The following is a 13369-nucleotide window of genomic DNA, read 5'->3' as shown; positions in this document are numbered from 1 at the left end:
TTTAGACCCCCCTGGCCGTTGGCGACTCTGCCACGCACTGCCGCTGCGCGGCAGGTCGTTCGGTCGCTGCGCTCCCTCTCTCGGTGGGCTGGTATGAGCTTCGCGGCCTGGGTGCGTGGCCCCCTAGAAGGGGGCTTCTTTAGACCCCCCTGGCCGTTGGCGACTCTGCCACGCACTGCCGCTGCGCGGCAGGTCGTTCGGTCGCTGCGCTCCCTCTCTCGGTGGGCTGGTATGAGCTTCGCGGCCTGGGTGCGTGGCCCCCTAGAAGGGGGCTTGTTTTGGTGCCTTCGGACGTTAGCGAGTTTTTTTGGACCCCATGGGGCGTCGGGGACTTTGCCACGTACTGCGGCGGCGCGGCAGGTCTCTAGAAGGGGGCTTTTTTCGGGTCCTTCGGACGTTAGCTGGTTTGGACGCTGCGTGGGGGTCAGTGGGTTAGAGCCCTGCGGGCGTTGTGCGCTGCTTACTCGAGCTCGTTCTCGAATGGCCAGCTGGGTGGGTCGGTCACGAATAGTTGGCCGGGGCGGCGGCCGAACATCCAGGCGCCGTAGAGCTGCCACGCGGCTCCGAGGGTGACGAGGATTGGGAACCACGGTCGCTTGGCCCCGCCGCCGAATACGATTGCGATCAGGACCAGCGCGAGCCAGTCGACGGCGAAGCGATACGAGAACTGGAGCTGGCCGCTGTTTTGGTAGAGCAGCGAGGGCAGGGCGACGGCGAGGGCGCTGATCAGGAGGCCCCAACGCTGGGGGCAACGCTCGCGGCCGAGGCCGAGGGCGAGCAGCCAGGGCGCGCCCAGGATGAGCGAGGAGCCGTGGACCGAGACCCGGGGGAGACGCCCGTCCCATGGGCCGTCGCGCCACACGGGCAGCAAGGAGAACGCACAGCGGAGGTTTCGGCCCAGGTAGTCCGTCGAGAACATGCCGACCTCCTGCATGCGCTGCTGCCAGCGGATGTCGAGGAAGCGGTGGCCGAACTCGAGCGGGTCCTCGAAGCGCGCGTAGTTGTTGGCCATGACCAGGGCGCCGATGATCGCGAGCGGCGCGGCGAAGCGAAGCGCCGCGTTCAACCGGGCGCGCGAGCCTTTTTGCTCGCGCCACCACTCGCCGACGAAAAAGGGCAGCGCGAAGGCGAGGTGCGGCCGACAGGTGACCGCGAGCGCGAGCCACAGCCCGGCCAGCGCTGGCCGCCGACAATTCCAGCCGCTCGACACGTACGCGCACAGGCACAGGGCCCCGCAGATCTGGGCCGTGAACCACACCCGGCCGTGGGCGCCGACGAAGGCCGCCGGGCTCGCAAAGGTCCAGGCCGCGACCGCCCACAGGTGCTCGCGCCCGCGGCCGCCCGTGATCCCGCGCTCGCGGTCGAACAGCCGCAGGAGCACGACGGGGATCAGCGCCGCGAGCACACAGGTCAAGAGCACGTCGCGGGCCGCGGTCCCGTGGATGGCGACGGCGGGCAGCATGGCCAGCGCGGGGCCCGGGGGGAAGCTGACGTACCAGGTCTCGTGGCGCGAGACGATGTCGCGGCTCTCGATCTCGCGCAGCGAGTGGTCGAGGCCGAGGGGGAGCCAGGCCTCGACGCCGCGGCGCCGCAGCGCCTGGCAGTCCTTGGTCTTGCACGGGAAGCCCTTCAGCGTGGAGCCATCGCGCAGCTCGAGGGTCCAGACCCGGGCCCAGTCATCGTAGGTGTGGCGCCGGCATTTCTTGGCCCGCCGCTGCTTGGGTGAGCAATAGCCGGGCGGCTTGCCCTCGTGGTGGAGGCGGCCGTCGAGCCAGGCCTGGGCCAGGTGGGCGTAGTGGTTGTCGTGGCTGGGCTTGGTCAGCCGCTCGCGACCCGCGAGCGCGCACAGGCCCAGGAGCGCGACGAGGAACACGACCAGCGGAGCGATGTACTTGCGGTCCAGCAAGCGGGCCCCGTCAAAAGTCAACGCGCAGGCTCGCGCGGTCGAGGCCAACGCCGAATTGGACCCGCGCGGCCGTGTCGCCGGTCCTGCGCTGCTTGAGCTCGACGACCAGGAGGCCGACGCCGACCCCGGCGAGCACGGCTCCGCCCACGGTCAGGCCGACGCCGGCCGGCAGCGAGGTGTAGATGAACTCACAGTCGCCGTCGGCGTCGAGGTTGGCGGGGTCGTTGCAGCGCGAGCCGATCGGTCGTCCGTCGAGGGCGAGAAAGGTCGCGCCGGTCACGAGCGCGGCGACGCCGAGGCCGATCGCGGTCCCGGCCACGGGCAGACGCCAGGCCCTGTCGACCCGCGGCCCGCCGATCGGCTCGGGCTCGAGGTCGATGACCAGCTCGACCGACGAGCCCGAGAGCGCCCGCAGCGGGACCGTCTTGCTGATGTAGTTGGGCGCGCTGACGGTGACCTCGTGCTCGCCCGCGCCGAGGTGGCCGGAGAAGGGCAGGGTCCCGACTTGCTGCTGATCGACGCTGACGATCGCGGAGCTCGGGCTGCCCTCGATGCGCAGCTCGATGGCCTCGCTGTCGGCGAGGACCCAGTCGCGCATGACCCTGGCCTTGGCCGCGAGCTGATCGGAGACCTCGGCGATGCCGCAGACCGGGCAGTCGATCTTGGCGCGGGTCGCCGGGCGCTCGCCGTGAACCGAGAGCGCGCGCATTTGAACCTGGTAGTCGCGGTCCCCGGCGCTGATCTGCGTCGAGATCACGTAGTCCGCGTTCATCTCGCGGCCGAACGCGCGCAGGCAGGCGTCGTCGCTGCACGTGGGTGGGGCAGAATCGGTCAGGACGATTCGGGTATGCTCGAAGCCCGCCTGCATTTGGGTGACAAGGTCGCGGCGGTCCTGTTCGGACAGCTCGCCCTCGACCTCGAGGGGCAGCATGAGCACGACGCGGTCGCCCGCGGCGGGTGCCTCGGGCGCGACCTCATCGGCGGGCGGTGTCGCGCTCGCCCAGGAGCCGACGATCAGGCTCGGCGTGGCGACGAGCGCCACCAGACAGCGGCGCAGGTGCATGAAGGGGTCGGGTGACGTGATCATCTCGGTCGCGCGCCCAGGCGACAGCCGCCGGGCCAGCGCTTGCGAGCGTAGCGCAGAACCGCGGCTCTCGGCCCTGGAGAAATCACAGCGTTTCGGCCCGAATCGTGGGCCAAGGGGCGCGGACGCCCCCTGCGCAAGCATGGAGATGCTCAACGCGAGGCGCTCGAGTCCCCAGGGAGCGAAAAAAAATCAATGAGCCCGGGGGACTTGGCCGGCTTGGCCGGCTCGGCGGGGACGGGGCCCGAGACGGGGTGCAATGCATCGTGTCGCCTCGCGCCGGAATTTTCGCCGAGGGCGCGAAGCCAAAACGCCGCTGTACCGGGCGTACTGCAAGTTTTGGCGACAACGCCCTCGGCGAAGAGGCCAAGCGAGGCGGCGCGAGGCATTGCACCCCGGGCTGCTAGAGGCGGCTTTCCTGGGCCTGGGGTTTTGCCAGGAGCTTCAGACACAGGGGACTGGCGCGGAGTGAGGCTGCGCAATATCGGGCCTTCGACCTTCGTGGCTACGACTGCACGTAGATTTCGCATCGGATTTCGGTAGGATGACGCAAGCCTCTCCGTGACTCTCGTCCTCTCCTCGTGCCCCGCTAGCGCATCGCCATGAGTATCCTGGCCGAGGCCGCACGCAAGCTTCGTGTTCGCTACATCGAAGGGCTCCCGGCCAAGCGTCGCGTCGTTCAAGAGGCGCTGACTGCCAGGAGCCTGGGCGATCCCGAGGCGGATGGGACGTTGCGTCGGATCGCCCACCAGATCCGCGGGTCAGCGGCGAGCTACGGATTGCTCGAGATCGACAACGCCGCGTATCGGCTCGAGTATGCCGAGACGACCGCGGAGCTCGAGCAGGCCGCGGCCGAGCTCATCGTCGCCCTGCACGAGGTCTATCGCGCGGAGTCGTCTCCGTACATGAAGATCCTGCTGATCGACGACGATCCCGCGGTCGGCCCGCTGCTCGAAGGTTTGCTCAGTGAGGAGCGCATCTCGCTCACGCAGGTCCTGACGGCGGCCGAGGGTCACGAGGAGCTCAACTCGGGTGACTGGAGCGCGATCTTTGTCGATCTGATCCTGCCCGACGCCGACGGTCGAACCCTGCTGACTCGCATTCGCGCCGCGCCCAGCCACCGTGACACGCCGCTGATCGTACTCAGCGCCAAGACGAGCTCGCTGGTCAAGAACGAGTGCGCCATGTACGGGATCGACAGCTACATCGAGAAGCCGATCGACCCGCGGACCTTCGCCGTCGGCATCGCGTCGGTCCTCGGTCGGGCGCGCTCGCTGCAGGCAGCCGCCTACGACGACTCGCTCACGGGCTTGCCCAACCGGGTCGGGTTTCGCCGGGCCTTCGAGCCCTTGCGGCTGCTCGCGGAGCGCAACGGCTCGCCGCTGTCACTGGCGCTGCTCGACATCGATCACTTCAAGCGCTTCAACGATGACTTCGGCCATCACGTCGGGGACCGGGCCTTGGTCACGGCCGCCCAGACGATCAAGGCCAGCTTGCGTCACTCCGATCTGGTCGGTCGCTGGGGCGGCGAAGAGTTCATCATTGGCCTGCCCGAGACCGGCGCCAAGGCGGCCGTCGAGCTGCTCGGTCGGGCCGCCCGGGCCCTGCGCGAGCACGAGGACTTCGGCGCGCAAAACCCCATGACCTTCTCGGGCGGCGTGACCGAGCTCGAGCCCGGCGAGACCCTCGACTTCGGGCTGCTGCGGGCCGATCAGCTGCTCTACCAGGTCAAGCGGACAGGCCGGGGCAAGAGCATCTGCGAGCTCGAGCCCGTCGCCGACGGCCGGCCGCGCTTGCTCTTCGCCGAGGACGATCCGGGCGTGGCCTCGCTGATCATGCGCGACCTCAGCGAGGACTTCGAGGTCACCCACGTCGGCGACGGCGGCGAGGCCCTCGAGCTCTCGGCGCGTGAGCGCTTCGACATCGTGATGCTCGACTATCAGATGCCGAGGCGAAACGGCATCGACGTGGTCCGAGAGCTGCGCACGCGGCCCGAGTACCGAGACACGCCGATCTTGCTGTTGACGGCGATCGGCAGCGACACCGCGGTCGAACAGGCCTTCGCGGCCGGGGCCGACGACTACATCACCAAGCCCCACCGGCGGCGGGCGCTGCTCGCTCGCCTGTTTCGCCACCTTGGGCGCTCCGCGGTCGCGCTCTCCGACGACACCCCGCGACCCGTCCCGCAGACCGTCGAGTCCATGGTCACGGTGGTGGTCTGCGACTTTGTCGATGTCGAGGGGCCGGGGGCTGGGTTGCCGGCGAAGCGGCTCAGGCCGGTGCTCGACGGCTACACCTCGCTCGCAACCAAGATCCTCGTTCGGCGCAAGGCCGAGGTCGACAAGCTCGGCGGCCACCGCCTGGTCGCCGTGTTCGGAGCCCCGGTCCTCCGCGAGGACGACGCCAGGCGCGCGTTGAAGGCCGCGGTCGAGATCCAGCAGGCTGTGCGTCAGATGGCGTCGGTCTCGCGGCCGCTCGGCGTTCGCGTTGGGCTCCACAGCAGCCTGGTCACGGCGGCGTCGGTGGCCGGGCAGCGCTACGTGCAAGAGGGCGCGCTCGACGGGGTCGTGCGGGTCGCCCGAGAGATGGCGACGACCGTCAGCGCGGGCGCGATCGTCCTCGACGCCAAGACCGTCGAGCAGTCGTCCGCGAGCTCGTCGGGGTCGCTCAACGGGCCGGTTCCATGGCAGGTCGAGGGGCGCTCGGTCGAGCTCTATCGCCTGCGCTGGCAGTGACTCAGCGGGTCAAGCCGTCGAGGTAGCTGATCCGCTTGGCGGCGCGGGGGTGCCCGAGGTCAGCGGCCTTTTGATAGGCCGCTCGCGCGCTGTTGTAGCGCAAGACCTTGAGGTAGCAGTCGCCGACGAACACGTGGAGGTCGCCATCTTTGGGCCGCAGCCGCGAGGCCTTGCGTGCGTAGCTGAGCGCCGTGCCGTACTCGCCAGCGTCGAAGTGCAAGACGGCGAGGCCCGAGAGCGCCGTGACCGAGCGGTTGTCGTGGGAGATGGCCTCGTTGAACAGCCGCTCGGCCTGGTTTCGATCGCCGCGGCCGAGCACCTTCTCGGCCCGCTTGGCCAGCGCGGTCGCCTTGGCCGGGTCGCGGATCTCTTCGGGGCGCGAGCTGTCCGCGTCGCCGTTCTCGCCGCCGGTCTCGCCGCCGGTCTCGTCGCCGGTCTCGTCGCCGGTCTCGTCGCCGGTCTCGTCGCTGACGCCCTCAGTGTACATACCCGCGGTGACCAGCTCGGTGTTGTCCGCGGGTTGGGCGACCTCGAGCAGGCTCTCGCGGGTCTGGACCGACAAGATCGTGTCGTCATCCTCGATCAGCGCGACGACCCGGTCGTGCATGCGCTCGTGGTCCTCGTCGGCGAGCATCGTCATGACCTCGGCGGCGCGCAGCTCGGCGGCCGTGAACTCGCCGCGCTGGGCCCGGGCGATGACGTCGGCGAGCTGCGCGGGGGTGATCGAGCTGCGCGCGAGCGCGCGCGGCTCGGTCGGCATGAAGATGAGCGCGAGGGCGTAGTACTCGACCGCGAACGAGCGCCCGTGCTCGTGAGCCCAGTACTTGTCGCCGAAGCGAACCAGGGTCGCGGCGATCTCCGTGCGAAGCTCGGCGGCGCGGGCATGGGCGTCCTCGGCGAGGGGGCCCTCTTCGGCCTCGAGCTCGCGGATCCAGCTCAGCGCGGTCGGCTGATCGGGATCGGCGATCGGCGGGTAGACCCAGTAGGCGCGAGACGCCGCGAGCCTGACCGCGTCGCTGAGCTCGTCGATGTGCGTGTCGGCGGGGGCGTCGGCGACCGGGTCTGCGGGCCTGGGCTGCTCGCGGCGATCACCGCCCTGGCGCAGCAGCGTGCCCGCGATCAGGCCGATCGCGAGGGCGCCGACGCCGACGCCGATCCACCAGGGGCGGCGGCTCGGCTGCGCGGGTTGTGCCGTCGCCCGCGGCATCCGGGCGACGAGGGACTCACGCGCGGACTCGTCGATCTCGGGCATCGCGAGGTCGTCCCAGGGCGTGATGAAGCCGGCGAGGATCTGGATCTCGCACAGCGCGGCCTCGAGCTCGTGGACGTTGGCCCAGCGGTCTTCCGGGGCCTTCTCCACGCACTTGAGCAGGACCGCGTCGAGCTCGGGCGGGAGGCCGTCGCGGCGCTTGGAGATCGGCGGAGGGGCTCGCCCGAGCTGCGCTTCGAAGACCTCGAACAGCGAGCCCTCGAAGGGCGGCCCCCCGCTCAGCATCTCGTAGGCCATGCAGCCGAGGGCGTAGATGTCGAGGCGGGCGTCGAAGTTGTGGCCGCGGATCTGCTCGGGGGCCATGTAGGTCGGCGTGCCCGCGACCCGGGTCCTGCCCCCGGGCTCGGCCGCGATCCCGAAGTCGACGACGCGGACCGTGTCGGCCCGGCCATCCTCGGCCTGGATGATCACGTTCTCGGGCTTGAGGTCGCGGTGGACCAGCCCGGCCTTGTGGATCGCGGCGAGGGCCTTGCAGAGCTGGCGCAAGATCGGGATCGCGCGCTCGAGCGACATCCACCCGTCGCCGAGCTCGGTGTGGAGGTTCTCCTGGGCGAGCAGCTCCATCGCGAAGAAGGGCCGGTCATCGGGGAGGACGCCAAAGTCGAGCACGCTGACGACGAAGCGCGACTCGATCTTCGCGCAGGCCCGGGCCTCGGCCAGGAAGGTCGCGCACAGATCTGGCGTGATGCCGAGGCTCGACTTGAGCACCTTGAGCGCGACGAGGCGCTGGATGTCGACGTGGACGGCCTCGAAGACCTGGCCCATGCCCCCCTCACCGATCCAGCGGATGATCTTGAACCGGGTCCCGGGGACCAGCTCGCCCGAGCTCAGGCGGCTGCCCGGGTCTGCGCTGAGCCACTGCGAGTCGAGGTCGCCGTCTTCGATGTCTGCGGCGGTCTCGCGCGCGGTCTGCCGCGTGGCCGGGCGGGTCAGGGTCAGGCGGGCCGCCCGGCTGGAGTCGAGGCGGACGGCGGTCAGCCGCCGCTGGGTGTCCACGAGCTCCAGCGAACTCGCCTCTTTTTTGTCTGGAAGATCCAAGCCCGTGGTCCCTGACGCGTCAATGTTCGATCGTCCATCGAAGTCCAGCGCAAAGCAAAGCGCTAAATCGACAGCCCACGATATCGCCCATCGCCTCTCGCGTCGCGCTTGGCAACGAGGGCTCGGGCGCCTTCGCGCGGACACAGTTTTGCTGGTGAAGAGCCGGACGAGGCGTCGCCAGGGCGACGCTGCGCCGTGCGCGCCTTTAGCTCCAGCGTAGCTTGTAGACCGAGATGGGCTGGTCTCGGCCCTTGATTCGGTGGGGGAAGGGCCCGTCGAGCGGCCACGGGGAGGTGCCGTCGAGCATCTCGACCGTCGTCGCCCCGAGGGCGATCTCGCCCGGCCCGGCGATGTCACAGACCCGACTCGCGAGGTTGGTCGCGTCGCCGATTGTTGCGTATTGCAGGAGGTGACGAGAGCCGATGTTCGCGGCCGCGACCGGCCCGCTGTTGAGCCCGATGTGGACCTGGAGGGGCTCCGAGCTCCCGTGCTCGAGCTCGGCCACGGCGTGTTGGATTTCGACCGCGGCCCGCAGGGCCCGCGAGACGTCGTCATCGTGGCGAGCGGGGGTGCCCCAGACCGCCAAGATGGCGTCGCCGATGTACTTCTCGAGGGTCCCGTCGTGACGAAAGACGACGTCGGCGATGACCGGAAAGTAGGACTTGAGCAAGGCGACGACGTCGCGCGGGGCGAGCTTGGCGGCGATCTCGGAGAATCCGCTGATGTCGCAAAACAGCGCGGTGACGACGGTCTCGTTGACTTCGGACTGCGCGCTCACCTTCGGTTGGCCGAGCGATCGGCCGAGGTGGCGGCTCAGTCGAGCCCGCAGCGCTCGTCCGCTGTGGGGTTTGCTGATGTAGTCGTCGGCTCCGGCCGCGAACGCGGCCTCGACCGCCGCGTCGCTGCCGACGGCGGTCAGGAGCAAGATCGGGGTCTCGCGATACTCGGGCCGCTGCCGCAGCGCGCGAACGACCGCGACGCCGTCGCGTCCGGGCATCTGGTAGTCGAGCAGGACCACGTCGAAGCGGGCCGCGGTCGCGGCCTCGATCGCGGCGTCGCCGTTGGGGACGTGGGTCACGGTGAAGTCCTCGCTCAGGTCGTGGAGCAAGAGCGCGGCGATGCCCGGATCGTCCTCGGCGACCAGGATCGTCGGGAGGTCAGCGCGGGCCGCCTCGGGCACGTGCGCGATCTGATCTCGTCCGCCGCGCTTGGCCTGGTCGAGGAGCTGATCGGCGCGCAGGAGCCCGAAGTCGAGGGCCTCGTCTGGCCTGAGCTGAACCACGCCGGCCGAGAAGGTCAAAGGGTCGATCCCTGGCCCGAGCGGGGCCCCGCGCAGGGTGTCTGCGACCTCGTGGAGCGTCGCCGCGGCCGCCTCGGCGTCGAGCTCGGGCAGGCCGACGACGAACTCCTCGCCGCCCCAGCGCCCGATCACGTCGCAGCGGCGCAGGCACTCGCGGAGCGCCCGGGTGAGCGAGGTGATGGCCTCGTCGCCGACCCGGCGCCCGTGGACCTTGTTGAGGCGATCGAGCTGGTCGATGTCGAGGAGCGCGAGCGACAGCGGCTGGCCGTTGCTGGCCGCGAGCATCTGCAGCGGCTCGAAGGCGCGGCGGAAGCCGACGCGATTGGGCAGCCCGCTGGGGTCGTCGTCGTAGGCGGCGTTGCGCAGGCTCCGGGACCGCGTGAGCACCGAGGTGATGCCGACGGCGAAGGTCGCCGGGTCGATGGGCTTCTCCATGAACGCGTCGATCCCGTACATCGCGCACTCGTTCTTGACCAGGGAGCCGGTCTTGGAGCTGAGCACGATCAGCGGGGTGTCGCGGTGGTTTGGGTAGCTGCGGAGCTCCGTGAGCAGGGTCCGGCCGTCGGCGTCGGGGAGGATGAGGTCGACGAAGATGAGGTCCCACTCGCCGTTTTCGAGCTCGGGACGGGCCGCCGTCGCGCTCGTGATCTGGGTGAGCAGGATGTTCTCGTCGGCCAGGAGCAGGTCGACGACCTCGCCAATCTCGGGATCGTCGTCGACCAACAAGATTCGCGTGGTCCGAGGCGACTCGGCTGCGTGGGCCTGGGCGAGGGCGCGGACGAGCGCGTCCGCGGCGGCGAAGATCGAGGCGTCGTTGGTGGCGTGCTCGAGCTCGTCCGCGGCGGCGTCGATCTGGGCGAAGCCGTAGCTCGCGGCCGAACCCCGGATCTGGTGGGCGAGCCGATGCAGCGTGTCTTGAGCCTCGGCCTTGGCCACGCTCTCGCCGCGCAGCGCCTGGATCGCGGCTTCGACGACCTTGCGCTTCGCTGGCAAGCCTTCGAGGTAACGACCGCGAAGCTTGCGAGCTGCCTCCTCGACCTTGCTCATGAAAGGGGTCGAGAATGTAGCACGAAGCCGAAGGTCGACACGCGCGGGAGCGAGCCGACCCGACGAGCGCAGGGGCTCAGTCCGGGCGCTGGTAGACGATCGCGACCGGGACGTCGTCGAGGGTCAGGACCATCGCTGGCTGCACGGTCCCGAGCTTGTCCCAGATCATGATCTCGTCGCTGAGCATGTGCTTCTCCGGGAACAGCAGGGCCGCGTCGGCGCGCCCGATTCCGCTCGGCTGCCAGCTCGGCCAGCGTCCCTCTCGCCGGTATTGCGTGATCGCGAGCCGGTGAACGTCGTGGACATAAACGCGCTCGGCGGGCAGGACCTCATCGGCCAGCAAGGGGACGAGCGCGTGGCCCCAGTAGCCACGGTTGAGGCCCGCCGCCGCCGCCCCGCGGGCGCCACCAGCGAGCGGGGCGTATTGCGACAGGTTGAAGGGGTGGCCGTGAAAGGTCGCCCACGCGCCGGGCGTGAGCACTGCGACGAGCACGACCGGCGGCGCTCGTCGCAAGAGCTTGGGCCACGCACGCAGGAGCGTTCGCGCGCGCCACCACAGCCGGCCCCAGGCCATCGCGGCCAGCAGCGCCAGGAAGGGGTAGGCCGTCAACCAGTGCTTGGTCCCGCCGAAGATCGGGATCGAGGGCAGGGCGATCAACAGCAGCGGAAAGGTGGCGAGCCCGACGTAGAGCAGGGGCTCCTCGCGGCCGTCGAAGATCGGCAGCGGCGTCCGCCAGCCAGGCTGGGGATCGTGCCCTCGACGTCGGCGACGGGCCCGAGCGCCGACCCGCTGGAGTCGCGCGCGGCCGCGGTTGTCACCGAAGCGGCCGAGGTGACGCAGGGCCCGAGGCGAGCGGAGCGTTCGCATCGCGAGCAGCAAGCCGACGCCCGAGAGCAGCAGCAGCACGCTCGGCACGGTCGCCCAGGTCATCACGAAGGGGTAGGCGATCGGCAGCGGCGGGCGGTTGTAGTTCCGCCCCCAAAACTCCATGTTGTAGTAGCTGTGCTCACGGTGGAAGGCGAAGTATTCGCCGAGCCGCGCGATCGTGTCGTCCCACATCCACGGCCACAGCAACAACGCGACGAGCGGGCCGAGCACGGCCATGCTGAGCACGGGGAGCGGCACGATCTGAACCAGGCGCGGGCGCTCGCCCTCCTGGCGCCAGCGCAGGGCGAGGCAGACCCACAGGTGCAGGGTCAGGAGCGGGCCGAGGAACATCGCGTTGTGCTTGACGGCGATCGCGACGCCGAGCAGCGGCCCAATGGCGATCGCCCAGCGCCAGTCGCTCAGCGCCCGCAGCCACGCGAGCGCGACGACCAGGGTCATGACCGCGATCGGCACGTCGAAGGCGTGCAAGCTGGCGTGGAAGGCCACGCGCGGGAGCAGCATGAACCACCCGGCCGCGAGGAGTCCGCCGAGGGTGCCGCCGCCGAGCCGGCGGCCTGTCGCAAACAGCAGCGCGGCGCCGAGCCCCGCGAGGAGGATCGCGGGCAGGCGCATGGCCGCGCCCTCGCGCAGCCAGGGGAATTTTCCACCCTCGACGCTCGCGAGCTCGCGTCGCCAGGCGCGCTTGCGCTCGCCCTTGACGGCCGCGAGCCCGGCCTCGATCTCGGGCGCTGGGGGCTTGGCGAAGGCGCGGGCGCTGAGCCCGGCCGCGAGCTTCATCAGCGCGGGGTGCTCGTGGTTGAGGCCGAAGTAGCGGTCGCGGATCTCGGGCGTGTTGGCCTCGCTGCCCTCGGCCTGCCAGCGCACGACCCACGCGGCGTAGTGGCGCGAGGCCTCGAAGTACACGCCCTCGTCGCGGACGTAGCCGATCCCGCTCTCGCCGCGCATCAGGGTCATGACCGTCAGCAGACCGATCAAGGCGGCGAGCAGCCGCGGTGAGCGGAGCGCCTGGACCACGCGGGTGGTCAGGCCCAGCTTGGGCGGCGGGGGCTCGGGGACCGGCGGCGCGCTCACGGCTGGCGCCCCCCTTCGTCGAAGCCGCGCAGCTCGACGCACAGCGAGTCGGTCGGCGAGGGCTCGTGGCCGCTGCGCTGCCAGGTCCCGGCCACGCTCGTGCCCACCCGCAGCCCGAGCTCGTGGCGGCCGGGGGGCGTGGCGATCGCGAAGGCGGCCCAGCCCTGATCGTCGCTGAACACCCAGCGGCCGACCACGGCGCCATCGATCATGAGCTCGAGTCGTGCGCTGGGGTCGGCCCGGAGGCGCGCGTTGAAGTCACCAAAGCCGACGTGGCCGCGGATGCGGTCGCCGAGCTCGACCTCGCCGAGCTCGACCTCGGCCATGACGCCGTCGTCGAGCTCGACCGCGAGGCAGCGCCGCGGGCGGTAGTCGACCTCGACGGTCTGCAGCGCCACGCGGCCGTCCTTGCAGCGCCACTGGCCGTGGCTGCCCGTGCATCGGCCCCGGGCCGTGCGGACCTCGCGGATCGAGTCGAGCAGCGAGAAGCGCTCGACGCCGACGTCTTGGTGGTACTCGCGCAGGGTCAGCTCGCCGATGTGGTGGATCGCGAGCAGCTCCGGTCGGGGGAGCTCCTCGAGCTCGGCCCGCATCGCCGCGTGCCACGGGCGCTCGCGCGCGTGGGTCAGCAGCCAAAAGCGCGGGAAGCTGCGCAGATCCGGGTAGGCCAGCGAGTCCCAGCTTCGAGTCTGGGCCAGGTGCATGCGCGCGCTGGGGCCCAACCACTCGCTCGCGACGATGACCGGCTCGTCGGTGTGCTCGGCGAGCGCCCGGCCGACCGCGTCCCAGTCGTGCTCGTCGAGGCGCTCGCGGTACTCGAGGAAGGCCGCGATCGACTCGACGACCGCGAGCGCGCACAACAGCCCGAGGAGGATGACCGCGCCGTTGGGCCGGATCACTCGAACCATGGCGTGGGGCTGCGGCCGAGGCTCGGTCGCGGTCGCGTCCTCGCTCGCGTCCTCGCTCGCGTCCTCGCTCGCGTCCTCGCTCGCTGGCTCCGGGGGACCCTCGGGCACGTTGGGATGCTAC

General features: G+C 70.4%; 7 protein-coding genes. 1 reads left to right on the top strand and 6 read right to left on the bottom strand.

Annotated features, from left to right (window positions below; all coding sequences use genetic code 11):
- Positions 1-460: 460 nt before the first annotated feature.
- Both ENSA5_RS01925 and ENSA5_RS01920 read right to left on the bottom strand, forming a co-directional pair.
- A complete protein-coding gene (locus tag ENSA5_RS01925; protein ID WP_106389840.1) occupies positions 461-1906 on the bottom strand; it encodes a hypothetical protein in 1446 nt (481 codons plus the stop codon).
- A 10-nt stretch (positions 1907-1916) separates the two neighbouring features.
- On the bottom strand, positions 1917-2993 hold the full coding sequence (locus ENSA5_RS01920) for a PEGA domain-containing protein (protein WP_181197195.1): 1077 nt from the start codon (positions 2991-2993) through the stop codon (positions 1917-1919).
- 599 nt (positions 2994-3592) lie between these two features.
- Here ENSA5_RS01920 and ENSA5_RS01915 point away from each other — a divergent pair.
- A complete protein-coding gene (locus ENSA5_RS01915) occupies positions 3593-5725 on the top strand; it encodes a response regulator (protein ID WP_106389838.1) in 2133 nt (710 codons plus the stop codon).
- A 1-nt stretch (position 5726) separates the two neighbouring features.
- Here the strand turns inward: ENSA5_RS01915 and ENSA5_RS01910 are convergent, their stop codons facing one another.
- The 4 genes from ENSA5_RS01910 to ENSA5_RS01895 all read right to left on the bottom strand — a co-directional run bounded on the left by ENSA5_RS01910 (position 5727) and on the right by ENSA5_RS01895 (position 13356).
- Positions 5727-8033, bottom strand: coding sequence for a serine/threonine-protein kinase (locus tag ENSA5_RS01910; protein ID WP_181197193.1), 2307 nt, complete (start codon positions 8031-8033; stop codon positions 5727-5729).
- 205 nt (positions 8034-8238) lie between these two features.
- A complete protein-coding gene (locus tag ENSA5_RS01905; protein WP_106389836.1) occupies positions 8239-10380 on the bottom strand; it encodes a response regulator in 2142 nt (713 codons plus the stop codon).
- Between the two features lie 76 nt (positions 10381-10456).
- Positions 10457-12340: a phospholipid carrier-dependent glycosyltransferase gene (locus ENSA5_RS01900; RefSeq protein WP_106389835.1), complete on the bottom strand. Its 1884-nt coding sequence runs from the start codon at positions 12338-12340 to the stop codon at positions 10457-10459.
- Positions 12337-13356 (bottom strand): hypothetical protein, encoded by a 1020-nt coding sequence (locus ENSA5_RS01895; RefSeq protein ID WP_106389834.1) that lies wholly within the window; start codon positions 13354-13356, stop codon positions 12337-12339. The genes ENSA5_RS01900 and ENSA5_RS01895 overlap by 4 nt, the downstream gene beginning before the upstream one ends.
- Positions 13357-13369: the final 13 nt, after the last annotated feature.

The organism is Enhygromyxa salina (genome assembly GCF_002994615.1).
GTDB lineage: Bacteria > Myxococcota_A > Polyangia > Nannocystales > Nannocystaceae > Plesiocystis > Plesiocystis salina_A.
Note: the sequence above shows the minus strand (reverse complement) of the source record. Positions and strands in the feature narration are given on the sequence as shown.

What these genes read in the sequence shown, in the direction of transcription:
- ENSA5_RS01920 (WP_181197195.1), bottom strand. Translation starts at nt 2,993, where the DNA reads ATGATCACGTCACCCGACCCCTTCATGCACCTGCGCCGCTGTCTGGTG.
- ENSA5_RS01915 (WP_106389838.1), top strand. Translation starts at nt 3,593, where the DNA reads ATGAGTATCCTGGCCGAGGCCGCACGCAAGCTTCGTGTTCGCTACATC.
- ENSA5_RS01905 (WP_106389836.1), bottom strand. Translation starts at nt 10,380, where the DNA reads ATGAGCAAGGTCGAGGAGGCAGCTCGCAAGCTTCGCGGTCGTTACCTC.